General features: G+C 41.3%; 26 protein-coding genes. 16 read left to right on the forward strand and 10 right to left on the reverse strand.

Features of this window, described 5'->3' with window-relative positions; genetic code table 11:
• The first annotated feature begins 8 nt into the window (after positions 1-8).
• Entirely contained in the window at positions 9-416 is a 408-nt protein-coding gene (locus GO495_RS09445; protein ID WP_157299433.1) for a DUF2750 domain-containing protein, read from the forward strand.
• Positions 417-719: 303 nt separating this feature from the next.
• Here the strand turns inward: GO495_RS09445 and GO495_RS09450 are convergent, their stop codons facing one another.
• The 9 genes from GO495_RS09450 to GO495_RS09490 all read right to left on the reverse strand — a co-directional run bounded on the left by GO495_RS09450 (position 720) and on the right by GO495_RS09490 (position 6,147).
• Positions 720-1,136, reverse strand: a complete 417-nt coding sequence (locus GO495_RS09450) for an N-acetylmuramoyl-L-alanine amidase (RefSeq protein ID WP_157299434.1) — start codon at positions 1,134-1,136, stop codon at positions 720-722.
• A gap of 2 nt (positions 1,137-1,138) precedes the next feature.
• Positions 1,139-1,744 (reverse strand): hypothetical protein, encoded by a 606-nt coding sequence (locus GO495_RS09455; protein WP_157299435.1) that lies wholly within the window; start codon positions 1,742-1,744, stop codon positions 1,139-1,141.
• The gene (locus GO495_RS09460; protein WP_157299436.1) at positions 1,741-2,061 is read right to left on the reverse strand and encodes a hypothetical protein; all 321 of its coding nucleotides are present in this window, start codon (positions 2,059-2,061) and stop codon (positions 1,741-1,743) included. Before GO495_RS09460 ends, GO495_RS09455 begins: the two co-directional genes overlap by 4 nt.
• A gap of 43 nt (positions 2,062-2,104) precedes the next feature.
• Positions 2,105-2,386, reverse strand: a complete 282-nt coding sequence (locus GO495_RS09465) for a hypothetical protein (protein ID WP_157299437.1) — start codon at positions 2,384-2,386, stop codon at positions 2,105-2,107.
• Positions 2,358-2,921, reverse strand: coding sequence for a hypothetical protein (locus GO495_RS09470; RefSeq protein WP_157299438.1), 564 nt, complete (start codon positions 2,919-2,921; stop codon positions 2,358-2,360). The genes GO495_RS09465 and GO495_RS09470 overlap by 29 nt, the downstream gene beginning before the upstream one ends.
• A 252-nt stretch (positions 2,922-3,173) precedes the next feature.
• Complete coding sequence (locus tag GO495_RS09475) at positions 3,174-3,824, reverse strand: hypothetical protein (protein WP_157299439.1); 651 nt, start codon at positions 3,822-3,824, stop codon at positions 3,174-3,176.
• 381 nt (positions 3,825-4,205) lie between these two features.
• On the reverse strand, positions 4,206-4,919 hold the full coding sequence (locus tag GO495_RS09480; protein ID WP_157299440.1) for a hypothetical protein: 714 nt from the start codon (positions 4,917-4,919) through the stop codon (positions 4,206-4,208).
• Entirely contained in the window at positions 4,916-5,221 is a 306-nt protein-coding gene (locus GO495_RS09485; RefSeq protein ID WP_157299441.1) for a helix-turn-helix domain-containing protein, read from the reverse strand. The genes GO495_RS09480 and GO495_RS09485 overlap by 4 nt, the downstream gene beginning before the upstream one ends.
• A 170-nt stretch (positions 5,222-5,391) precedes the next feature.
• Positions 5,392-6,147, reverse strand: coding sequence for a hypothetical protein (locus GO495_RS09490; protein ID WP_157299442.1), 756 nt, complete (start codon positions 6,145-6,147; stop codon positions 5,392-5,394).
• A gap of 206 nt (positions 6,148-6,353) precedes the next feature.
• On the opposite strand from GO495_RS09490, the gene GO495_RS09495 reads away from it, so the two are divergent.
• The 11 genes from GO495_RS09495 (at position 6,354) to GO495_RS09545 (ending at position 18,589) form a co-directional block, all read left to right on the forward strand.
• Positions 6,354-6,560, forward strand: coding sequence for a hypothetical protein (locus GO495_RS09495; RefSeq protein WP_157299443.1), 207 nt, complete (start codon positions 6,354-6,356; stop codon positions 6,558-6,560).
• 842 nt (positions 6,561-7,402) lie between these two features.
• Positions 7,403-7,894 (forward strand): hypothetical protein, encoded by a 492-nt coding sequence (locus GO495_RS09500; RefSeq protein ID WP_157299444.1) that lies wholly within the window; start codon positions 7,403-7,405, stop codon positions 7,892-7,894.
• 10 nt (positions 7,895-7,904) lie between these two features.
• Positions 7,905-8,396, forward strand: a complete 492-nt coding sequence (locus tag GO495_RS09505) for a hypothetical protein (protein WP_157299445.1) — start codon at positions 7,905-7,907, stop codon at positions 8,394-8,396.
• Positions 8,397-8,468: 72 nt separating this feature from the next.
• The gene (locus GO495_RS09510) at positions 8,469-8,873 is read left to right on the forward strand and encodes a hypothetical protein (protein WP_157299446.1); all 405 of its coding nucleotides are present in this window, start codon (positions 8,469-8,471) and stop codon (positions 8,871-8,873) included.
• Positions 8,874-9,611: 738 nt separating this feature from the next.
• On the forward strand, positions 9,612-11,966 hold the full coding sequence (locus GO495_RS09515; RefSeq protein WP_157299447.1) for a TonB-dependent receptor: 2,355 nt from the start codon (positions 9,612-9,614) through the stop codon (positions 11,964-11,966).
• A 69-nt stretch (positions 11,967-12,035) separates the two neighbouring features.
• Positions 12,036-12,821 carry a nucleotidyltransferase domain-containing protein gene (locus GO495_RS09520; RefSeq protein WP_157299448.1) on the forward strand — a complete coding sequence of 262 codons (786 nt, stop codon included), beginning with the start codon at positions 12,036-12,038 and terminating at the stop codon, positions 12,819-12,821.
• A gap of 374 nt (positions 12,822-13,195) precedes the next feature.
• Positions 13,196-13,711 carry an O-acetyl-ADP-ribose deacetylase gene (locus GO495_RS09525; RefSeq protein WP_157299449.1) on the forward strand — a complete coding sequence of 172 codons (516 nt, stop codon included), beginning with the start codon at positions 13,196-13,198 and terminating at the stop codon, positions 13,709-13,711.
• A gap of 63 nt (positions 13,712-13,774) precedes the next feature.
• Complete coding sequence (locus GO495_RS09530; protein WP_157299450.1) at positions 13,775-15,838, forward strand: acylase; 2,064 nt, start codon at positions 13,775-13,777, stop codon at positions 15,836-15,838.
• Between the two features lie 569 nt (positions 15,839-16,407).
• Positions 16,408-16,560, forward strand: coding sequence for a hypothetical protein (locus GO495_RS09535; protein WP_157299451.1), 153 nt, complete (start codon positions 16,408-16,410; stop codon positions 16,558-16,560).
• A 53-nt stretch (positions 16,561-16,613) separates the two neighbouring features.
• A complete protein-coding gene (locus GO495_RS09540) occupies positions 16,614-17,351 on the forward strand; it encodes a hypothetical protein (RefSeq protein WP_157299452.1) in 738 nt (245 codons plus the stop codon).
• An 80-nt stretch (positions 17,352-17,431) separates the two neighbouring features.
• Entirely contained in the window at positions 17,432-18,589 is a 1,158-nt protein-coding gene (locus GO495_RS09545; RefSeq protein WP_240915197.1) for a glycoside hydrolase family 172 protein, read from the forward strand.
• Between the two features lie 40 nt (positions 18,590-18,629).
• Here the strand turns inward: GO495_RS09545 and GO495_RS09550 are convergent, their stop codons facing one another.
• Positions 18,630-19,016: a response regulator gene (locus GO495_RS09550; protein WP_157299454.1), complete on the reverse strand. Its 387-nt coding sequence runs from the start codon at positions 19,014-19,016 to the stop codon at positions 18,630-18,632.
• A 132-nt stretch (positions 19,017-19,148) separates the two neighbouring features.
• Here GO495_RS09550 and GO495_RS09555 point away from each other — a divergent pair, with 132 nt between their 5' ends.
• The 4 genes from GO495_RS09555 to GO495_RS09570 all read left to right on the forward strand — a co-directional run bounded on the left by GO495_RS09555 (position 19,149) and on the right by GO495_RS09570 (position 25,691).
• Positions 19,149-20,579 carry an arabinose isomerase gene (locus GO495_RS09555; RefSeq protein WP_157299455.1) on the forward strand — a complete coding sequence of 477 codons (1,431 nt, stop codon included), beginning with the start codon at positions 19,149-19,151 and terminating at the stop codon, positions 20,577-20,579.
• 112 nt (positions 20,580-20,691) lie between these two features.
• Positions 20,692-22,434 carry a hybrid sensor histidine kinase/response regulator gene (locus tag GO495_RS09560; RefSeq protein ID WP_157299456.1) on the forward strand — a complete coding sequence of 581 codons (1,743 nt, stop codon included), beginning with the start codon at positions 20,692-20,694 and terminating at the stop codon, positions 22,432-22,434.
• Positions 22,435-22,560: 126 nt separating this feature from the next.
• Positions 22,561-23,532, forward strand: coding sequence for a terpene synthase family protein (locus GO495_RS09565; protein ID WP_157299457.1), 972 nt, complete (start codon positions 22,561-22,563; stop codon positions 23,530-23,532).
• Positions 23,533-23,717: 185 nt separating this feature from the next.
• Entirely contained in the window at positions 23,718-25,691 is a 1,974-nt protein-coding gene (locus GO495_RS09570) for a KUP/HAK/KT family potassium transporter (RefSeq protein ID WP_157299458.1), read from the forward strand.
• The last annotated feature ends 4 nt before the right edge of the window (positions 25,692-25,695 follow it).

A 25,695-nucleotide genomic window follows, 5' to 3' on the forward strand; every position in this document is an offset into this window, starting at 1 on the left:
TAATAATTATGGCTACAGAATATTATAAAATTAGTCAAAGGGAAATAGATTCTGTACTTAGTGAGTCGCCAGAAAAACGATTTGAATATACTATTAAGCGAATTGCTGATTGGGAAACATTATGGACTATTGTAGGTGAAGCAGAAGCCTTAGGCATGTTAACTGATGAAGTTCAAAATGTCATATTTCCTATATGGCCTTTCAAAGAGTTTGCGCAATTATATTGTACCGGTAATTTTGCAAACTATACACCTATGGTTATTGAGCTTAGTGACTTTCTTGAGGAATATCTGCCTGATTATGAAAACAAGAATTTTAAGCTTTCACTTCTGCCATTGCCAACTAAAAAAGGAGAAGTCATGGATATTTCCATGTTTAGAGAAGCATTAAACAGTGAACTAGACAAAATCGAATAGTGAACAGAAAAAAGGTTAGTAATCTGGTTTGGGCAGGAACTTAGTTATGATTACAGCTTCGGCAATAAAGAGTTGAACGGAAACATTGCAGGGGCTAAATGGAAAAGCCGCTCAGATGGTATTCCCCGCGCTTTTGACTATGATTATGATAATGCCAACAGAATTACACAGGTGGCCTTAGAAAGCACGTAACAGGCAAATACTGAGGTGACTGGCTTATTACCTGAAATACGCGATATTAACAAAAAGGGCATCTGAAAAGATACCCTTTGTTTGCTAAAACATCCCCATTATTAACTATAATCACGGCACAAATTCTTTCAACCAATCCTTCACATCAAACGACGGACACGCCTTATGCACTCCTGCAAAATCCCTATGCCCCTGAACAACAGCTGCGGGATATTTCTCTCTCAGTAAGCAAACCATATAGTACAATGCGGTTTTCTGAGCCAGCGTCCGTGTATCCCGGGGATTATTATCCTCATCAACCCCTCCTATATAACTAACATGAATACACACATCATTATGCCCCCTAACGCCATTCGCAATTAACTCCTCATCCAGTAGCCGCTGAACAGTCCCATCTGCAGGTAAAATATAGTGGTATCCCGGATTCTTCCAGTGCAGCTGTGTCCTCCAATAGTTCTGAATAGCAGAAACGGGTGTTAAAGGTGGCGTCGCGGTACAATGAATAACAATAAATTTTATATTCCGCATAATCAGAATTTTATAAATAAGTACTGTAATGAGATACCTACAGAAGGAACAAACTTTTTCCCATCAAACCCTACACCCGCATAAGGCCCTATTCCGAAATGTTGCCTGTTCACCATCCTCAGCGCCGTAATGCCCGTTAAGTGAACGTTTGGATTCCGACTATAAGCATCTACGTAAGTTGTTTTATGCTGCTGATAAGCCGTGATAATAATCGAATCCGTAAACCGGTAATTAATAACCGGCTCTTTTCCTATTTCACCGCTAAGATCCAGCCAGCTGTCATGAAAGCGTAATTTGTATGCTTTAGTAGAATCTGAAAGATATACCGTATCTACCGTTGGATGCAACGACCCGGAAGCCGCAGTACCGATGGCTGTTACCTCCTGAACGTTGTTCTGCTTCGTTTGGCTCTTTACAGTGTTTAACAGCGCAGATGGCTGTTGGAGGCTGCCTGCCACTTTGCGAATGTGTTCTGTGTTGTATTTGTCTTTCCAGTATACTACGCTGTCCTGGGTAATATTGATATGTTCTTCTTTATGAAAACATGTTCTTAGTGTTAAAATAGTAATGAATATAAATAACAGAATAATGATAATATATTCTTTCATTTTCGTTTGTCTTTACTGTCAGGAGAAAAAGCGATCAGATTACACATCTGCCGTAACCGGCTCCGTAGACGGTTACCATAACGCGCTTCCAGTTCTTCCCCATTCATGTTTGTGGTCAAATAAGTCATCATGTGTTGTTCCATGAACAGATCATAACGATGAAACAGAATGTCCGCCATTACGTTCGTATTGTTGCCGAAATAGTTTACATCTGTTTCTAATCCCAGGTCATCAAAGCAACAGGGACGCGGTGTACTTGAATACAGATCAAAGCATTGTTTACTGTACCGGCTTATCACCATATAACCTTCTCTCATAAACTCCAGACTTACTTCCCTGCACGAACGGATAGGGAATCTTTTATGAGGGGGATAACAATGACCGCATTATACGCATAATAGCCGTTTTCCCACAACCAACAGGGCCATTGATGATTAACCCTTTGTACAGGTCTATACCCAGATGATCAGCCAGGTTTTCGTCCTGAAGGAAATATGTCATCAGTCTGAGGATGGGCGCACGATCGATATCATCGATATCATAAGCCGGATGAAACATCTCTTTTCCCTTATCTATCACGAGTTGTAAAATCGCATGATAGTCATAGGGGGTCTCAAAACTCACCTTCGTTGTTTGCGTCATGCTGAATATAGAATTTAGTATTTAAGTGTAAAAGCCAATTTGAAGCCGCTTCCTGCCAGTTCTTGAAGGGCGGATCATTCTCTGTCCAATCGTAGTAGGAATAGAATGAGAGGGCCGTTTCTCGGGTTACATGTCTTTTATTAAACCAGTTTAAAACTTCTTGCATGGTCGGACGTCCATCTGATACTACAGAACCGGTCCTGCCATCCGGAAAAAGATTCAACTGATTTCTCACGATCTCATGATCCGTTAACCTGATAACCGTTACTTTCGGATAGTGCCCTTTGTGCAGCGCCGGCTGATAGATGATGTAACCATATTCATGCAGCTGTCTGAGTGTTTTGGCCAACGTATTCTTACTACCGATATGGCTCCCGTTCATCAGCAGATTACGTGAGATCCTGAATACAGACGTAAAATGGTACTTATGCCAGGTATTGAACAGTGCGAAATACAATGTAATATGCCAGGGTTTCAGACGCTTATCCCTTTCTACGAGGTAGTAGAAATTTTGCAAGTGAAGAATGTAATTCATCGTTTCGATTTTTTGCTTTTAATAATTTGTTGATAGTTATGCCTCCGGGCTATTTTCCGGCTTAGCACGATTGGCTTTCCACGATAGGTGATAAAAAACTTCACCAGTTGTTGCTCTGTTTGAGTCATGGGAATCTTTGTTTGCATACTTTGAATGTTTTATGCAAATCAAAAGAAATAAAGCACACAAAAAGGGTACGCAGGGGTTTAAACCCCTGCGTACCACATTCATTATCAATAAATTGATGGGAAATTAAATTTTTAGATTTCTAAGATAGCGGATCATTTTTGTAAGAAATATGATTGCTTCGCCAATATCTGCAGGTGCAGGACTATAATAATTTTTCTTAAACGTTGTAATCGCTATGTCATCCGTTTTTTTGGAATTGAAATGCGCAACGATATAAGGTAGAATTTCTTCCTGAGATTTATTGGAGATATTCGGTGTTGACTTCACAAACGCTTTTGTAATAGCAGCCATCGCGCCTGAAGTAACATCCAGTTTTATTTTTTCTATAGATGGTAATTGCTGCCCTTCCCCCGATATTTTCAATGCCTGCGGGAAATGAGCGCGTACGAAATAAATAAGTACTCTTGTCTGGGTCAGGACTTCTTTCAGCAATAGTGCGTCGAAAGAATCTTCGTTTTCTTTTTTGGAAAGCGCCTCTTTCAACAGACTGGCGAGTGCTGTTAGTGTACGGTATTTATGTACAATAAACTGTCTGTATTCCTGTTCGTTAACAATAGCAAGGCTCTGTATAAAAATAGTTCTCTTGATAGTGTTGACCTGCGCTAAGAGCGCGACTATATATGCTTCGTATTGTTCTTTGTCAGTAAGGTTATCTTTTTCTACTTCGCAAAGTTCGTAAACAATACTGGTCAGCACGGTAACTGATGTCGACATTCTGATCTATTATTCGATTAAATATTACGGTTTCGGACCTGGTTGTTAAGGGCCTTGCGATATCTATCTTCATTTTTGTAAATTTTTATAACAGCTAATTTATGATATCTAATATTTTGACCAAATTTTTCTTTTGTCCAAATTAGCAAACATGCTGTCAAAAGTAACTAATACATCTTCGATATGTTTGCGGCAAAACATAATAGGCTCCGTTAGGAGCCCCGTGTTTGTAGGAAACAAATAGACAACAAAACACAGACTCCGTTAGGAGTCCCCTGGAACTGCTAATATCAGGGGACTCCTAACGGAGCCTTTTTTAGTGTTTACAAATACTTTTGAGACAGCCTGGGTTTTTAAACAGATTGTATGATTTCTTAGTAATTATAGCGGCGCTGAATAGTTTTTGTTGTTATTTGTGTGGAGCCGGTTATCATTTGTTTTTTTTCTTGTGGTGATCATCCATTTTTCGGCAGCGGCTTTCCAATCCTTTATCGGATGTTTTCCCATCATCCACCCATTGGCAGAATAATGAAAGAAAAAAGCGAGCGCATTTTCAGTTGTCGCGTTTTTCCCGGTAAACCAGGTAAGCACTTCTTCTTTGGAAGGAATTGATAAAAACTGATACTGCTGCGTGTGTGTAACACACTCATTGTTTTCATTGTTTATATTTTGTTTTACAATAGGTATCACTTTTGACGTAGATGCAGTATCATTTTTGACCTCGTTCTTCGTCAAATCTGATACAGCTCCAGTATCATTATTGATGTCCGTAGAAGTCAATAGTGATACACCGGGTAATTCGTTATCCTCGAAAGAAGCCATGGCTACTAGAGGAAGATCGCCAATATACCGGGACGGATAATACCTGATATATCCAAACGTATGTAACTCTCTCATCATTCTTGCAATTGTATTGGCAGAACCAATCCTGCTCGTCTGCATCAGCCTTGCACGGGTGATGTGAAATTTTCTGGGAAAATGATTGTAGTTCCAGCATTGGAACAATGCCATGTACAGGCTGATATGCAGCGCTTTAATCCGTGGGTCCTCATCTAACCGGCGATAAAAATTATTCAGGTGATGAATGTAATTCATAGTGTTTGTTTTTTAATTGTTTTACCATTGAGCAACAAGTCCCTGATATCGTTGTAATTGTACAATAGCAGTCCTCCCATCCGTGTAAAAGAGATTTTTCCTTTGTTGCGCATTGTCTGTAATGTGGATGCTGATACTCTTAGCATTTTCCGGACTTCCCTGCTTTTGATCATAGTATAATCCGTTGGCAACTGCTGCTGCTTTAATAGTTTTCGCATCTGAAGCATCTCCTGTTTTAAACGGGAGACTACCTTTTCAACGCGTTGTAATTCTTGTTTTGTAGCTGGAATGTTTGTTTGCATACGTTGTATAATTTTTATGCAAATCAAAGTAAATTGTACACACGAGAACAGGTGCACAGGGGTTTATACCCCTTCCATACAGACTCATTATTAATAACTTAGGAGAGAAAATATTTTTTGGGATATTCTAAAAAGAGATGCCTCCATATCGGAGGCATCTTCTTGCATTATTACGCTGCATCTACCTTCACTATTGTCAGGGCATTAAAATTGCCACTGTTTAACGGATAAAGGCTTCCGTTGAATTGCTGATAGAATTCAATTCCCAGCACCAGGAATAAGTGATCCTCACTGTTGGCAGGTAAATTCTGCGTAAGTGTTACTTCACCTTCTTCCTGCAAGCCGTAGGCTATTGATGCGGAGGCTGAACTTGCAGTGACGAACGTTTCATCTACGAAGTCAATTGCAGCAGCAGCTCCCAACACCTTAAAGTGAGTAGCACCATCCGGTGCCTTGATGGTTTTTACCGGAACGAAAGCAGGAATCGTAATGGTCATTGCTCCGGTTACACGATTAACGGCGGCAGAGAACTGTGCCAGCAATACAGCGCCTAGCGGACTTTTAATGTTGAAGTCGAATCTCTCCAGTAAAGTCGCGTCACCGGTGATAATACTGCGCTCTCCACGGACGCTGGTGGTATCTGATTTCTGAGCCACCATGATGGCCTGAAGTAATCTGGAAACTACCCTGTTATCGGCCACCTGTGATAGCAGGCTGCTGAAAGCAGCTCTTATCACTTTTCCTGTTTTACCGGCTCTTCCAAATTCACGGCCGTTTTCCCGTGTACGTGCATAAGCAGGATCAGTTGCAATACGGTCCGCACTTACTTCCGATTTTTGTTTCACCATTAAACCATCCTGGGATTTATAGAAGGTAAGATCCCCTATTGTTCCCTTAATTTTTCCTGTTGATAACTGTTTAGGCATGATATTTTTTGTTTAATTTTGATGTATAACGTTTACACTGGCACGTTATACTAGAGCCTCACCCTGTAAGCTTCCAATGTCTGCAGCAACTGTCGTTTACCAGGTTTGTTTAACAATATTACAAAGGGAGATCTTGCGGAAAAAATGTGTTGACCTATCCGGCCAAATATGACCACAAATGACCCAATAAGACCAGAAAGATCATTATGATAAACTCATTTCCACAAAGGGTAGTAATCTGTACAAAAGACGTAGAGAATATTACAGGTAAGAAATACAAAGCGGCAAGACGGCTCTTGCAAAAAGTGAGGGAGAAAGTCGGGAAGACTAACGAAGAACTCGTGACTGTACAGGATTTTTGTACAGCAACAGGCATCCCGGAAGAAACAGTTCGCCCCTTCCTTGTTTATTAATAAACACCGCTCTTCATAAAGCCGGTCGTAATTTTCCTGGCCTTTTTACATTTATTTTGGTACAGTTTGGTACAATTTTCCAGGTAATTTTTCGGATATGGTATCTTCCGGTTTGAGACCCCTCCTTCATACCTCCTTCATATCTCCTTCATGTCTCCTTCATACCTGATGCATGGTTTAAGCATGAACCCCGTATGAATGATGCATCCCTCATGTAACTGTTAGCTTTTTCCTGAGTATATCAGATTAATGCGCAAATAGATGGCGTAGTGCCATTTTAGTTTTTTAATCAGCAGTGAGCATAAACGGACAACATTATTTATATCTTTGCAAGTGCCGGTGATGCCGTTGGTAGTAATGTATCGGGACACCTGAAGCGAAAAATCATGCTGCAGAGTGGCTCGGCAACTAGATATAGTGTTTTCATATAACGTATCCCGTTAATCAAGATTTTCAGATGTTTATACTGTAATTCCTGTAGATATTATTAGAGGTTATTTCAGAATACTCTTTGAAAAATCAGAGAAAATATATCTCTTTACATTCGAAACTAAACCTTAAAAGCAGCATTGTTCCAAACACGGGTATAACCTATACTATCTCGTCGTTTTCCTGAAATATGTATGTTTGAGACATAGTAATTGTAGCATATTCACTATCTAATTACCATTCAATACTAATGGCTTACTAGAGCAAGTTAAACTCCGTGTGCCCTGTCAATTCGAAACAGGTAATAGACGCTCTGGAAAGCGCCAGTCCGCGTGGTAACAGGAGGAGTAGTGAGAGTGAGCCAGCCGGAACAAGGCAGGGCTATAGCAAATGAACGGGAAACTATCAGAAGGATGTTTGAAACAGAGCAGGGGGGCAGTTACCTGGTCGTTAAATCAGCGGTAGAAGCGGCTGCATGGGAATATGGGACTCATAAGGTGATTCAGGCTGGAGGTTTTATCTTTGTGAGTATGTCGAGCCGTGCAGCGGCAGTAGAGGCAGCCAGAGTGCTGGCAGAAGGTGGAAGTACTGAGGGTTTTAATCTTGCCAGAGCTGGAGTAACAAATACAGTTACAAAATCCGAATCAAGTTTAGGACACATTTTTAGAGATGCTACAGGACACGTCAACCCTTCTACTGTTGCTTCTCAAAACAGATACATAAGCTTATTTGAAGAGGTGGCCAATAATCCTGCAAATCTTAATTCTAATGTTTTGAATAGTTACCAAAGGACAGCAGGAGGATTTAAAGGGTATTCTAAAATATATAGAAATGGACAACAGGTATGGACACAAACGATTGATGGTACAATCTTTAATGCAGGTGTAAATATTATTCCTAAATAATAAAAATAAAATGGAAATAGGATTAATTAAAGAAATAAACAAGGATTATATAGAGGCAGTTAGATGCTACGAAAGTGAAATAAAGAATAATAAAGTCTCTATTTTACCTGACAACTATATCAATTTAGCATTTCTTTACTGGAGCTTTGCCTTTGAGTTATTTGAATTTAATATTCCAAATAATATTAAGGATGATTATAGTATTATAGGAGGTAATAGCTACCAAAATATTTTAGATTTAGGCTTAAGTAAGTATCCGAACAATACAGAGCTACATTTTTGGAAGGAATATTTTCAGCATATAATTTATGGTAAAGAATTTTCAGAAAATGATTGTAAACAGCTTATAGAAAAGTATGGAGATGATGAGAGTGATGTACCCTATTTCTTCCTCTACCTTTTTAATAAAGAAAAGTATGAAGAAAAAAGAAATAAGTTGATCGATGTTTGTAATAAACAGCCTACTGCAAAAAATATTTATATTAAATCTATAATTGCTTAAAAGCAATATTTCAGTAATTTTTCCCGCAGTGAAGCTGTGGGAAAAATTACTGAAATATTGTAAAATTATAACATGGCAGAAGTAAATATTAAAGCAAGAATAGAGCAAAATGGTTTTGATATCTATGCAGAAGATGCGTTCAGGGATGAAAACGCTGAGATTATAAAATATTTGAATAGTATAGGTAAAAAGGCACTGGTCGGTATTCAAAGAGAAGATGGTATATATACCATTGTTGGAGAAGAGTACGTTTATTATCTAACACTTTCGGGAACAACCGGCGAAATGTCATTGGATGCGTTTCGTAAAATTTTAAAAGCAGATGCAATGAGTTTAGGTAAAAAGGGCGATTTTCAATTTTTGAAGATAAATGAACAGGATACTGTTTGGCTAAAAAGTGTAGAAACTATGAACGCAATGTGGAATACAATTATGTATTTGGACGATATTAATAAAAGAAAGCGTAAGACTGAATAACATCAAATAACAAGGGGGCCTTTAGAATCCGAAGGATACATTTATTAGGTACTAAAAAATAGGCCTTTGAAAACAGTACTACTGGCATTATTATGCATTTCATTAACAACTACGGTCTGTTGTACAGGCCGTAAATTCAGTGCTGCTCTTATAGCTAAATGATGTGATATTGATTCGGTAAGCAAAGTGAGCTGGCCTTCAAAAGAATGAATAAGGATGGCTACTTTAAAACTGAGATCAGCGAGAATGATAGTCTGATAACAATCCAGCGGTTAGCAATGAATGGAAATATCAGGAATACAGGTGGAGCGTACGTGGAAATCTCAAAGGCAACATGTAAAGTGACAACGCTGAAGGCTTTTCAATAAGCGATTTTTGAATGAGTTTTGATAGGGAGTCTTTCTTTGGAAGGCTCCCTTTTATTTACTACAGTATACAGACAAGACAGCCGCAAGAAAAAGGGACAAATTATCGAAAGATGATTTGTCCCTTTTTCTTGCGGCTCTCCTTATACATGCTTTCCCTTGCTGCAGCATATTCCGGTTAAAATCCGTATCCTGTCTCAATTCCTTTCAAAATGCTTCAATTAATTGTGTAGAATCACGTTTGAATACGGCTATCTTTTTACCAGCAAGAGAAAATCCCACTCATTTTTCCTGATTTTATAAATCAATTTCCCGATTTCATAAACTAAAAAGCTGGTTATGGATCACCTTTGCATTCGCAAAATGTATTGTCATGAATAAAATATTACTCTTATTTTTCTTTTCTCTTTTATCAATAAGTGTAAAAGCAACCGAAGACGGTAACGGACGTATACGTGGTACCGTTATTTCTTCTGAAGGAGTACCTGTTGAAGGGATTCCTGTATTATTAACAAATACAAAGAAAACAGCCTGGACTAATCAGGATGGTGTTTTCGAAATAGATAATGTAAAAGCTGGTTTGCATATTGTAGCTATTTCCCTTCCCGGTTACGAAGTAACTACGCAGGAAGTGACTGTGGAAGCTAATAAGACAGCGAGTATTACTATTCGCCTGAAAGAGTCTGAGAAGCAGTTAAAAGAAGTGGTGATAACCGGTAATACAAACAGGTTTGCCCGCAAACAAACAGATTATGTAGCCAGGCTGCCTTTAAAAAACCTGGAAAATCCGCAGGTATATAGTGTGATCAGTAAAGAGCTGATGAAAGAACAGGTGATTACGGGTTTTGATGATGCGCTGAAGAATGCCCCGGGCGTTAATAAACTATGGAGTTCAACAGGCCGTAGTGGCGATGGTGCAGGGTATTATTCCATTCGTGGTTTTGCTGTGCAACCAAAGGTAGTGAATGGTATAGCGGGAGCCAGTAATGGTAGTCCTGATCCTGCAAATATTGAAAGGATAGAAGTGATCAAAGGCCCTTCCGGTACATTGTTTGGCAGCAGCGTGGTTTCTTTTGGTGGTTTGATTAACGTAGTAACCAAAAAACCTTTCCAGGGCTTTGCTGCGGAGGCTACCTATACCGGTGGTTCTTATGGTCTGAACCGTATTACAGCGGATATCAACACTCCGCTGGATTCAGCGAAGAAGGCACTTTTCCGTGTAAATGCAGCTTACCATTATGAGAATAGCTGGCAGGATGCAGGCTTTAAAAAGAGCGTATTCTTTGCGCCTTCGTTAACCTATAATGTAGACGATCGTTTATCATTCAATTTCAGCACAGAGTTTTATCAGTCGGAGGGTACCAATACAGAAATGCTGTTCCTGACCCGTACCGAGCCTTTGAAGATCTTCCGTCCGCAGGATATGGGAATTGATTTCAACCGCTCCTATACCAGTAATGATATTACTATTAAGAATCCTGTAGTGAATGTTAACGGGCAGATCAATTATAAATTATCTGATCAATGGGTATCCCAGACAAATGTGTCTATCAGTACCCGCAGATCAACAGGTTATTATTCCTATATCAGCGTATTGTCCGGAGATACTACGTTATCACGTTCTCTCAGCAATCAGAATTCCACTACTACCTTTACAGATATTCAGCAGAACTTTACCGGCGACTTCCATATTGGCCGTATGCGTAACCGTATAGTTATTGGCCTGGACTTCCTCAGCAACGTCACCAAAAACAACGACGGTACTTATTTCACTTTTGATGTGGTGAACATTAAGAAGGCTTCCCCTGCCATCAGCAGGGCTGCTGTAGATGCTGCAGGAGTGGCAGCAGGTGCTAGCAATAACATCGCAGTAACATCTTCCAATACTTACAGTGCATACGTATCTGATGTAATCGATGTAACGAACAGCCTTTCTGCGATGCTGAGTGTGCGTGTAGACCGCTTCGATAACCGTATCTCTGATTTCAGACAGAACGCTGTATCTCCTAAATTCGGACTGGTATACCAGGTAGTAAAAGATAAAGTCTCTTTATTCGCCAACTACATGAATGGATTCCAGAATGTAACCCCGGTGATACAGCCGGATAAAACAACCAGCAATTTCAAACCACAGCAGGCTAACCAGTTTGAGGCAGGTGTCAAAACAGAGTTACTGGGCGGTAAGCTGAATGCATCTGTTAGTTACTACGATATTCATGTAACCAACGTTACAAGACCAGATACAGCAGCCGGCCGGGAAAAGTATACTATCCAGGATGGTAATATCACCAGCAAAGGAGTAGAAGCAGACATTGTTGCTAATCCTTTACCCGGATTGAACATTGTATTAGGCTATAGCTACAACGATAGCAAAAACGAAAAAACTTCTGCTACCATTATAGGAAGGAGACCTGTAAGTGCAGGTCCTCGGCAACTGGCTAATGCCTGGATCAGCTACAAACTTGAAGCTGGCGCAGCGAAAGGCTTAGGACTGGGGATAGGGGGTAATTATGCCGGTGAGAACATAATCACTAACAATAGTGTTACCGGTCAGTTTACCTTACCAGCCTACACGGTGATAAACGCTTCTGTATTCTTCGAGCGTGCTGCTTACCGTATCGGTCTGAAGTTGGATAATCTCACTGATAAGAAATACTGGAGCGGTTGGACAACGGTGGAACCTCAGATGCCTCGCCGTGTGGTAGCTAGTTTCGGCATACATTTCTAAAAGACTTGTCATAAAAAAAGTCCCCGGTTATATTGACCGGGGACTTTTTTTATGACTAAATTTATAACTATGATACAACAACAATTTGCTTATAAAGTAACAAACATTGTTAAAACCGACAGTTCTCTTGTCGGGCTGGCTGTTGCAGGATCATGGCTCACCAATGAAATAGACGAGTTCTCAGATCTGGACCTTATCATAGTAACAAAGGAAAAGATCACCGGTAGTAAAGAGAATATGTTTGCTTATGCCAGTCAGTACGGAACGCTATTATCTGCATTCACAGGAGAACACGTGGGCGAACCCAGATTATTAATTTGTTTATACGACAGTCCACTCCTGCATGTAGACATTAAATTTGTCACCATAGATGAGTTCCGCTCCCGGATAGAAACACCTACTATCCTTGCAGATACAGAAAACCAGTTACAGCAGGTAATAGATCAGACCACCTCTGAATTTCCTTATCCGGATTATCAATGGATTGAAGACCGCTTCTGGGTATGGATTCACTATGCGTTATTAAAAATCGGACGGGGAGAATATTTCGAAGCAATGGATTTCTTTGGCTATTTACGTTTGGTGGTATTAGGCCCTCTCTTACATATAAAGAATGGTAATCTGCCAAGAGGCGTAAGAAGAGTAGAAAGCCAGTTACCTGTAAACGACTTGTCCGCATTAAAATTAACAATGGCTGAACATAACAAACTTTCTTTACTAACGGCAATCGAAAACACAATAACGCTATACCGAAGCCTGAGAGAAAATTTATTCGGTAAAGATGTTTTGTTACATACAGCAGCGGAAGAAAAGGTGCTTTTATTCCTGGAAGAAATAGAGAAACCGACTATTTAAACAAGACCAGGCTTACTTTTATTAATCAATTACCCAGGAATCGTCCTTTGAATCCCTCCAGGCACTTTGGCCTGGAGATAAATGATAGCGTTCATTAGATATCCGTTGTAAAGTACAGCAAAATAAATTTTAGGTCATGCCTCAGTTTGATTACATAATCTTTGCGCCAGGTGTTGTTGATCAATAAATACACCTTATCTGACGTGAATATTAGGTGAAGTTAAATTGAAAAACAAATCCTGAACCCATATTCCAAAGCTAAATCAGTGAACTAAACAGTCAGATGCAGTGTATTTATTGATCAACAACATCTGGCAATCAATATTCAAACTGAGGACCTTAAAATAAAAGTCGCTAAATTTAAATAACAATTCATGAACAAAAGAATAAAACTGATCCAGGGAGATATTACTCAAATGGCTGTAGACGCTATCGTTAACGCAGCTAATTCATCTTTGCTGGGTGGGGGTGGAGTGGATGGTGCTATCCATAGAGCAGGAGGGAAAACCATCCTGGAAGAATGTCAGTTGATCCGTGCGCGTCAGGGAGGATGTAAAACAGGAGAGGCGGTGATTACTACCGCAGGTAATTTGCCGGCCAGGTATGTTATTCATACGGTAGGGCCGGTATGGAATAAAGGAAATGCCGAAGAAGAGCGATTATTAAGTAATGCTTATGAGAACAGCTTACGATTGGCAGTAGAAAATAATGTGAGAACGATCGCTTTCCCAAATATCAGTACAGGGATTTATCATTTCCCAAAGAATAAAGCTGCTGCCATTGCTATTCAAACAGTTACCACATTTTTGGAGAAAAATGAAAGTATAAAGGAAGTAATATTCGTTTGTTTTGATACAGAGAATTATGAACTTTATAAGAGCCTTCTATAATTTATTGAGAAAATTAAGATATTTATATAAAACCCAACTTTAACCCACTGAGAAAACAAGATTATGAAAACTAAATCGTTGCATTGCCTGATCACGGCATGCTTCCTCCTCTTTATCCTTAACACAAAAGCCGGCCCTGTCAAAATTATCTGGGATACCTGGGGGGTACCTCATATTTATGCCAATAACGAAAAGGATTTATTCTATGGACAGGGCTGGGCCGAGATGCAGTCACACGCTAACCTGCTGTTGGAATTATACGGGCAATCCAGGGGGCGCGGAGCTGAATACTGGGGTATGGAACACCTGCAGGACGATAAGCTGATCAATGCCCTTGGATTCCCCGAAATGGCCAAAACCTGGAAACAACAACAGGACCCTGAACTCAAAGGATTGATAGCCGCTTTCGTTGCCGGTATGAACGACTACATAAAGGCGCATCCGGGTGTAGTGAAACCTGCCAATAAAGTAGTACTACCCGTCACTTATGATGATATTAACCAGCACGCTATGTACGTGTTCTTCACCCGCTTCGTAGGTGGCGGAGACCTGGGAAGAACGGCTCAGTGGAAAGATATGGGCTCCAACGGATACGCAATAGCTCCTAAAAGATCTGCTTCCGGTCACGCAATGCTGGTGCAGAACCCACACCTGCCCTGGCAGAAAGAATTCACCTGGTTCGAGGCGCAACTGAACACCGGCGATAAAAGCATCCACGGTGCTCATCTGCTGGGATTCCCCGGCTTCGGTATCGCTTTCAATAAAGACCTGGGCTGGACTCATACCAACAATACCCTCGATAACGCAGATACCTATGAACTCACTTTACAGGATAGCGGCTATGTGCTGGACAAACAAAGAAGGGACTTTAGCAAAAAGATAAAGACACTTAAAATAAAGAACAAAGATGGTTCTTTCTCAGAACAGCAGATAGAAATACTGGGCAGTGCATACGGCCCTGTCATCAGAAAAAGTGCACACAAAGCACTGGCTATCCACATGGCGGGAACAGATCATCCCAATGCACTGCTGCAGTGGTGGAGAATGGCAAACAGCCGCAATCTGAATGAATTTGAATCCGCTTTAAAGATGGCAGAGATCCCTTTCTGGAATGTGCTGTATGCGGATACACATGGAGATATCTTTTACATATTCAACGGCCTGGTGCCCAACCGCAGTTATGGCGACTGGTTCTACTGGAACAAAATCATCCCCAGTACAGCATCTAAAGACATCTGGAAAACGGCTTTGCCTTATGATAAACTCCCTAAAATAAAAGACCCCGTTACCGGATGGCTGCAAAATGCCAATGATCCACCTTGGACCTGCACCGTGCCGCAGGTATTACACCAGTCGGATTACCCGGTGTATATGTCGCCCGACTTCATGTCTATGCGTTCACAGCGTTCAGCTAACATGCTATTACACGACAGCTCCATCACTTTCGATGAACTGGTAAATTATAAATTATCCACCCACTCCGGACTGGCAGACCGCATATTAGACGATTTGTTAAAGGCGCCCGATACTTCTGCCATTGTGAAAGAAGCAAAAGAGGTACTGGCAAAATGGGACAGATCGGCCAATACAGACAGTAAAGGAATGGTACTGTTCTTTATATGGGCATCTAAATTCCAACCCGGCAATGAGGCTAACTACGTACATCACTGGGATACTAAAAACCCCACCACTACCCCTTACGGCCTCGCAGACCCTGCAAAGGCAATAGCATTATTAAAAGATGCAGCTACTGAAGTAAAAGCCACCTTCGGTACCTTAGACGTACCCTGGGGACAGTTTTACCGCCTGAAATGGCATGATATCAACCTGCCCGCCAATGGCGCTGATGGCTCCCTGGGTATATTTCGTGTAGCTTCTCCCGGCATTGCATTCGGCAAGGAACTGGCGGTAGGAGCAGGAGACTCCTGGGTAGGAGTGATAGAATTCGGTAAGAGAATCAATGCTAGGGTGCTATTGAGTTATGGTAATTCCTCAGAAACAGGTTCTCCTCACAATGGGGATCAGTTAAAATTATTCTCGGAAAAGAAACTCAGAGACCCCTGGTTTTATCCCGAAGAACTAAAGGAACACACCGAAAGAACAGAGATCTTGCAACGAAAAGACTAAAAAATGGATCAGGTGGGATGCATAAAATGCCTCCTTTAGGCAGAGCCTCAGCTTGATTACATCATCTTCGTGCCAGATGTTATTGATCAATAAATACACCTTATCTGACGTGAATATCAGGTGAAGTTAAATGGAAAAACAAATCCTGGACCCATATTCCAAAGCTAAATCAGAGAACTAAACAGTCAGATGCAGTGTATTTATGATCAATAACATCTGGCAATCTACGCTGTCATAACATTCAGGCCGCCTCTATTAATAAAAGCTGCATGCCTGCCAAACCATCAAATTTGTAATCTGCCAACATTTCAACCTGATCCTGAAAAATACTTAAAGCTCCCTCCTGGGAGCTTTTTTACTTTCCCCCCTTATCCACAGATTTTCCACAAAATCGACTAAAATAAAAATTATAATCACTTGATTAACAATATTTATTATGATTTTTTGTGTTTTATGGAAATAGGTGATTAAATTTGGAAGCCCAATACCGGTAAATAACCCTCATTTCTAAAGGGTTGATCTGGTATTAATTATCGAGGCAGCTATGAATTTTTAGTCCTGATATACCTATGAAAACTACGAAACCTAAGATGAAAACATCTCCTTCTCCTCTTGCCATCCCGGCAGCAGACTATCTCACTCATGCGCATCAACCAGCCATTCTTTATCCAGAAACCGTTTCCTTTTTAGCAAACCCGTTACAGGCGATCTTTTCACATTGAAAATATCACCGATTGATAATGATAAAAAATTGTTTCTGATTAAATTTTTTAAAATGATTTTGAAGTTTACCAAGTTACTATTCCTGTTTAGTTTATCTATTTTAAGTCTTACAGCTTACGCTCAAAAGTCCGTTAAAAAGAAAGGCACAACAACTACCACTACCCGTACTAAACAGAAGGCGGTGATGCCTCCTAAATCCAAACCCTCTGTATTTAAAGAGCCGGTAAAGAATTTCGTATGGCATGATGTAACTGTTTCTTCTTTTTACCTGAAGAAAGAACAGAAAGTGATCTTTTTTGAAGATACCATTAAAGGAATTGAATGCACAGCTTATCTGATGTCGGAAGTGGAAGTGGTGAATAAAGTAGGAACACCGAAAAGAATCCCCGGATTCAAAAGATGGACACAGGATAAACCCGCTATCTCAGTGAATAATTCCCTGTTCATGTCTAGTCTCAGCATCCGCAATGCCGGTAGCCTGATACCGGTATCTATCGCATATTTTAAGTTTTATGATGATGAATATATCATGATAAATATGCAGCTCTTTTCAGTAGTTGCCGGAGAATTCTGGAGCAACATTTTACTGAAAATGGATAAGAAACATAAGGTGATCAAGGAATATGTAATTGAATCCAACGAGAAGATGAACAGCAAAAAACTGGGGGATTACAATAATGACCATGACCTTGATTATTCCATATATAATAAAGAGATCAGTGATGACGGAAAGAGTATGAAACGTTCAATGGATATTTACTCTGTAGAAGGAGATAAAAAGATATTGTAATAATAATAGCTCCGTATCCACCCGGTACGGAGCTATTAAATTCCACTTTTAAAAGCTAACTTCCATATCGTACATAAACCATGTCAGATATGAGAATGTTCCCGTTATTATTCCTGTTATGCTTCACAACCCAACTCTCTGCACAAAAGTTTAATGGCCTTGATATGAACCTGGGCAATCTTTACCGGTTGTCCAATGCTCAGACACGTTCCGTCAGTCCGGAAAACCTGACCGGCGAAAAAGGGAAAGGAGGGATGGCCATCCCGCAAAAAGATGCTGCATTAAATACTGCCAATGCTTCCAATGCCGCCCGGGACCTGGGCCAGGGGTGGAAGGTAAATCCCTTTGTGATCATCAAACCCGGACAAACATTCACTATGGCAGAAATGAGCGGTCCTGGGGCTATCCAGCATATCTGGATGACTCCTACCGGTGTATGGCGCTACTCCATATTACGCATCTACTGGGATGATGAAAAAGAACCTTCCGTAGAATGCCCCGTTGGTGACTTCTTCGGTATGGCATGGAACGAATATGCCCCACTGAACTCTGCCGCTATCACCGTAAACCCCGGCAGCGCTTTTAACAGTTACTGGATGATGCCCTTCCGTAAAAAGTGCAGGGTTACCATGGAGAACATCAACACAGAACAAATGACCCTGTACTACCAGGTAGATTATACATTAACAGATGTGCCCGACGATGCTGCCTATTTCCATGCACAGTTCCGCCGGGCGAATCCCGACACGACCTCTGATTACGTACTGTTGGACAATGTAAAGGGCAAAGGGCAGTATGTGGGCACTTTCCTGGCATTGGGCGTAAATAATAACGGCTGGTGGGGAGAAGGAGAGATCAAATTCTTTATGGACGGCGATACTAAGTTCCCTACTATTTGCGGTACGGGAACAGAAGATTATTTCTGCGGCTCTTATAACTTTGACCGTGGAGGGAAATACACCGAATTCTGTACGCCCTATGCTGGCTTACACCAGGTGGTCCGGCCGGATGGAACATATAAATCCAGGCTGCGTTTTGGTATGTATCGCTGGCATATTATGGACCCGGTAAGATTTGATAAGGAACTGAAGGTAACGATACAGGATTTAGGATGGAGAGAAGGTGGGAAATACCTCAAACAAAAGTCAGATATGTCATCCGTAGTTTACTGGTATCAGACAGAACCACATCAGACTTTCCCCGCTATACCGGGAAAGGATGCACTGGAAGTATATTAGCCAGGATAAAGCATAAAAAACTATCTTATTTAAGATAATTCTATTCTATTGAAAGAATCCCCGCCAGTTGTTTGCATAGTTCGCCAAAACTGGAAGGTTTGGTAAGGAAATGGGCTGCGCCCATATTGGCTGTTTCTACGCTGTCTTTTTCCCGTTGGGAAGTAGTGAAGATGACAATGGGGATTTTACTCAGAACTTTATGCTGTTTGATTTCGGCAAGGAATTGCTTGCCATTCATCTTCGGCATATTAAGGTCGAGGAAGATGATATGGCAGCCCAGAAGATTATCTTCAAGCATGCTTAATCCTTCTTCTCCGTCAGATGCGAAATGACAAACAGCAGAACTATCGACAATTGCCATTGCCTCTTCGAAAAGCTCCTGATCATCTCTGTCATCATCTACCAAAAGTATAACCTTGTTTGCCATATGTGTCGCAAAATTATGAATATTATAATTACTAACGGTTCCGCAATTCACATTTAATTGATTCCGATAGCATAGGACAGTCAACTGATAGAATTTACGTAATTCGCAATACTTAAGTAATAGTAATTCCACATGAAAAATTTCCCCCTGAGAATAGGATTATTCGGTATTGGATTAGAGGCGTATTGGCCACAATTCGAAGGACTGGAATCCCGGTTAAAAGGATATCTTGGAGAAGTGGCTGACAAACTGGAAGCGCTCTCTCCCGGTGTCGTAAATCTCGGTCTTATAGACACCCCTGAAAAAGCACTGGAAGCAGGGCATCGTTTCCGGCAGGAAGATGTTGATATCATCTTTTTATACGTTACCACCTATGCCCTTTCATCAACGGTACTTCCGGTAGTAAAAAGAGCAAAAGTGCCGGTAATCATTCTCAATCTAACACCAGAACCTGCTATCAACTACAGTTGGTTCAACAAATTAAATGACCGTACCAAAATGACCGGAGAATGGCTGGCTTACTGTGCGGCCTGTCCCGTCCCTGAAATAGCCAGTGTCTTTAAACGTTCCGGTATTCCTTTTTACCAGGTTACCGGTATGCTGCATAACGATGATATTGCCTGGAAAGAGGTCCAGGAATGGGTGGCTGCTGCAAAAGTGGCGCATACCATGTACCACAACCGCCTGGGACTCATGGGCAACTATTATGGGGGGATGCTGGACATCTATTCCAACCTTACCCTGCATTGTGCCACTTTCGGTGGTCATATGGAGATCATTGAGGTGGATGAACTGTCCGCTATCTGCCAGACTATCTCAGATATAGCCATCGATACAAGGGTAGAGTACTTCCGCGAAGTATTTGATGTACAGGAAGACTGCTCCCTTTTTGAATTAAGAAGGGCGGCCCGTACTTCTCTGGCCCTTGACCGGCTGGTGGAGAAACATGACCTTGGCTCCCTGGCCTATTACCATAAGGGGACCGGCAACATGGCTAATGAAGAGGCTATGAGTTCCGTGATACTGGGTAATTCCCTGCTCACGGCCCGTAATATTCCCGTAGCAGGAGAATACGAGGTAAAGAACGCACAGGCGATGAAGATCATGGATAGCTTTGGGGTAGGTGGTTCATTCACAGAATATTACGCCATGGATTATAATGATGATGTGGTACTGATGGGACATGATGGCCCGGGACATATTGCTATTGCTGCCAGTAAAACCAAAGTGCGCCCGCTGGAAGTTTACCACGGTAAGGTTGGCAATGGGCTATCGGTAGAGATGAGTGTACAACATGGCCCTGTGACCCTTTTATCCGTAGTGGAAAAACAGGACGGCAGGCTAATGCTGCTGTTTGCAGAAGGCGAAAGTGTTAGCGGCCCCATTCTTGAGATCGGCAATACCAATAGCCGGTATAAATTTTCCATAGACGCCAGGAAGTTCGTGGAAGAGTGGAATAGCCATGGCCCGGCACATCATTGCGCTGTAGGAGTAAGTCATATTGCTGCCAGGCTGAAAAAGCTGGGTGCCTTACTGGAAATTGAAGTGGTTCAGGTCTGTTAAAATTCAATCCATCCATAGTATAACCAACGCTGCCTGATTTTTATCAGAGCAGCGTTTTATTTTCATTAACTTAGCGAAAGGGGGGATACTCCATCTAGTGAAGCGTTACACCATGAAAAGACCTCAAAATAAGAATGCTATAATTGACCTGTTTAAGGCAGGTACAGATGTATTGGAGGAAAGCGGGAAGCGGACTGTAGTAATTATCGTTAATGTAATGGCCATCATTCCATTACTGCTGGCATTTATCATGGGGCCTATCCTGTATGTGGTTACACACAAATGGGAAATGTGGGTATATCCGTGGATAGAGGTTGTGATATTGTCGATGGTGGTTGTCCTGAATAAAAAACACAAGTTCAATTCTGCTGGCTTACTTGTATTTTATACGCATAGTTGCGGGATGTTCTTCTTCGGGCTGCTGATTGGTCCGGCTGCATGTATTGAAGGTATCTCCATCTTCCTTGTAAGCCTTAGTTTCTTAATATTTTCCAGAAGGGTCTATCATATCTTCGGTATCATAGCTTTACTCGTCATCACCTTATCCCTGGAAATCAATTATTACTATGGTATTGTAGACCACGTGCCTTATTCTGCGGACCAGTCGAGGGTTATCTCTGCAATGATCTTTTTTGCTTTGATCATTCTCAATGTATTGGTCATGAATTTCTATAGTACTGACTTTCTTGAGTGGATCAGCAGGGTAGAGAAAAAGAATGATTCCAAGAGTGACTTCATCACCAAAACCAGTCACGATCTGCGGGGGTCCATCAACGTTATAGAAAGTATCCTGAATGAATGTTTTAATCCGGCGGCTAATAACCAGGGAGAAGTAATGGTGCAATACAAGCATCTGTCAAATATGTATTTTGCTTTACAGGATGCTAAACTGGTGATGAATGATGTGCTGAGCCTGAGGAAAATGGAATCAGGATTATATGACGAGATCACCAGATCACCTGTAGAAATAAGAGAATGGTTTGAGAAACGGGTTTCTGCATACCAGGTACTGGGGGATAGTAAAGGTGTTAAAATTGAGTGCAGGATTTCTGATGATATACCGGAATATATCATCACAGATGCCACTAAACTACACAGGATCATCATTAACCTGCTCACGAATGCCATCAAATTCACGCATGACAATACAACCGTAACAGTATATGCATATGCGGGGCCGGGTATGAGATTTATTGTAGATATAACGGATGAAGGAGAAGGCATTGAAGAGGGCAATATCGAGAATATTTTTAATCCATACGTTTCACAGGCCCATCAGAACACAGAAGCTACCGGCCTTGGACTTACCATTTCAAAACATTTTGCAGACATCCTGGGCGGTAGTATTACCGTGAAAAGTAAGCCTGGTACAGGTAGTACTTTCACGCTTTCCATCCCATTGGAAAAGGGCGCTTCCGTTGCTGCTGCTTCTGCAAGAATTATTGCACCTCCTGAGAAAGAGATAAATAAACTATTACCGATGAACGTACTGGTAATAGATGATGATCCGATGTGCCGGATGATAGCAGAAAGAATGTTGTTTAAAATGGTAGATGAAGTGATGGTGGCCGATACGTTGGATAAAGGATTATGGTTATCTGAAGAGAAACCGCCAAACATTATTCTGCTCGACTTAAACATGCCGGGAATCAGCGGAAAAGAAATGTTGCACAAGATAAAATCACATCCCTCGCTTTCCCATGTACCTGTGATTATCTGCTCCAGCGATGCCTATGAAGAAACGATCACAGAGATCAGATTGTTGGGGGCAGATGGTTATATTGTGAAGCCTATATCCTCATTCAGTCAGTTATATAATGAAATCATCAAGTTTAATCATCTTACATTAAGTTAATAAATTAGACGATATATTTATATATAATAACCCTCCCATGTTATAACCCAACTGCATTTATTTGGATGGCCTTTTTTCTATATTTCAAGTGATAATGATCTTTTTTAACCTTCAAAATCACTTGTCATGTATTATTCTTCTATCAGTATTCCGGCTTTGTATTGTCCTTTTAATTCTCAGATCAGTCCTTATGCCTCCGCAGTGGAGTCCCATACTTCCCAGTGGGTGGAAAAGTTCCGGATCAGGGATGATATCAGGGGATACACAGAATCAAGATTTGCTTATATGACCTCCCGGTTTTATCCTACAGCAGAATATTCAAGGCTATGCTTAGCCAATGACCTGCTTGTGCTATTATTTTTATTGGATGATGTTTTTGATAACAAAGATGAAGAGGCACAGAACCCGGACAATCTTAAAAAACTCCTGTATTCCTGTCTGGAAATATTAAAGAACGGCCGGACCTATACCTTACAATCCGGTGGTAATATCCTGGCGGCACTTTCAGATGTATGGAAGCGTATGAAAGAATGCACTTCCCTGGAATATCAGCAGACATTTGTACAGGATATGCTGAAATTATTCAGTGCGGTTGACTGGCAAAACAAAAACGTAAATGCTTCACGTATCCCTTCTGTAGCGGATTATATTGAAAGCCGTCCGCTGATTGGCGGTGCGCATATTGCTGCTACATTGATAGAACTTACAGAACAGGTACATCTTCCTGCCAACATCATCAATCACAAAAAACTCGCTACATTAACAATGCTTTGCGGGCATTTAGGCTGCTGGGCCAATGACCTCTATTCACTGGCGAAAGAGATAGAACACGGAGATACACACAACCTGGTATTGGTAATGCGGGAAGAGAAAAAACTGGACATTGAGAACGCGATCAACGAAACAGTAAGATTGCATAACCAGGAGATGATCCAGTTCGAAAGGATCTTTCATTCGCTGCCTTCATTTAATGATGAGATGGATGAAGAAGTATATAAATATGCTTTTTGTTTAGCGATGATCGTAAGAGGGAATATCGACTGGAGTTTACAGGATACGTCCAGGTATAATACCGCCGGCCTGGTCGGACAGGCATAAAATACCTTAAAAGAGGCTGCACCAGCCTTTGAAATGCTCCCTAAAAGTTAGACACTTTTAGGGGGCATTTCAAAGGCTGGTGCAGCCTCTTTAGCTTAAAATGTCCTTAAAAAGGGAAAAGGGAATTTATCATGTTGTAATTTCGCCGCCGGGCGCACCTTATATTCTATACTTACAACTACAAAATGGACTCACATCATCATCATTTCAAGCGGGTTACTTCCGCCGGACTACTTATTGCACTGGGGATTATATATGGTGATATTGGTACTTCCCCGCTCTATACCTTCCAGACTATCATGAACGACGGTGGCTTTATTGATGAACACCTGGTTTTTGGCGCTATCTCCTGTATTTTCTGGACACTTACACTGCAAACAACATTTAAATATGTGATTATCACCCTGAATGCCGATAATAAAGGCGAAGGAGGCGTGTTCTCATTATATGCGCTGGTCAGGAGATTTGGCCCTAAGCTGGTATTCCCTGCTATTATAGGCGCAGGTACCCTGCTGGCCGATGGGATCATTACTCCGCCTATTACGGTGACCTCTGCAATAGAAGGACTCAGTATGATGAAAGGGATGGAGCACCTGATAATACCGGGTAACAGCCTGGTGGTAGAAATCGTACTGGTGATTATCCTGCTCCTCTTTATTTTCCAGCGCTTTGGTACAAAGGTGGTTGGTGCTGCATTTGGTCCGATCATGTTTTTATGGTTCCTGATGCTGGGAGTGCTGGGTATAAGCCAGATTATTCAGTATCCGCATATTTTCCATGCACTCAATCCTAAATATGGCCTGGCATTGCTGACAGAGCATCCCAGGGGATTCTGGTTACTGGGTGCGGTGTTCCTGTGTACCACCGGAGCAGAGGCCCTGTATTCGGATCTTGGGCATTGCGGTAAAAAGAATATCCAGGTAAGCTGGATCTTTGTAAAAACGACCCTGATCCTTAATTATCTTGGTCAGGGTGCGTGGACACTTCTGCAGAATAAGAGTTCCCTGGGTGGTGCAAATCCTTTTTTCGCAATAGTACCACACTGGTTCCTGTTACCTTCCATTCTCATCGCTACCAGTGCCTCTATTATTGCCAGCCAGGCTTTGATCAGCGGATCTTTTACGCTTATCAGTGAGGCGATCAGTCTGAACTTCTGGCCAAAGGTGACCGTAAAATTCCCTACTAATATCCGTGGGCAGATCTATATACCAAGTATCAACTGGATCCTTTGTACAGGCTGTTTCCTGGTGGTATTATATTTCCGTACCAGTGAATCAATGACCGCTGCATATGGTTTTTCCATTACCATTGCCATGCTGATGACAACCATATTGATGTTCTATTTCCTGCGCTATGTAAAGCATTACCCCTTGTGGATCGTATCGATCATCATGCTATTGTTCATAGCGGTGGAATCTTCTTTCTTTGTAGCCAATGCGGTGAAGATTGTAAAAAGATTGTTCTTCCTTGTATTTGAAATTGGCCTGATCTCTACCATGTATATCTGGTTCAATGCCCGTAAGATCACTAACCGCTTCCTGAGCTTTATCAATTTAGATAAACATCTGGAGGAATTAACCGCGCTGAGTCATAACGAGGCTTTGCCAAAAGTAACCTCACATCTTATTTACCTGACGAAAGCCGATAATAGCCACCAGATCGAAAAACGGGTACTTACTTCTATTTATCAGCACTGTTCCAAACGGGCAGATATTTACTGGCTGATACATATTGAACGTACAGATGAGCCATTTACAATGGAATATGGCGTGGAGGAAATGAGTGAAAATGTGATCCGTATAGACTTTATGCTGGGTTTCCGTGTGCAACCCAGGATCGGATTGATGTTCCGTAACGTAATAAAAGACATGTTACATAATGAAGAACTGGATATTCTGAAGCGTTTCCCTGCTATGGCATTTGAAGAACTGAATAACTACAAGTTTGTCATCTTTGATAATGTGTTGTCATATGACAATGAATTCTCTGTTAGAGAAGGATTTATTCTCAATAGTTATTTTGCGATCAATAAGCTGGCAACCTCAGACAGTAAGGCATTTGGACTGGATAGCAGTCAGACGCTGGTAGAAAAGATCCCATTGGTGGTAGCGCCTAAATCCGGTGTTCATCTTAAACAGTCCTTTTACAAAAAGAAATAGCCGC

Source organism: Chitinophaga oryziterrae, from assembly GCF_009758125.1.
Classification (GTDB): Bacteria; Bacteroidota; Bacteroidia; order Chitinophagales; family Chitinophagaceae; genus Chitinophaga; species Chitinophaga oryziterrae.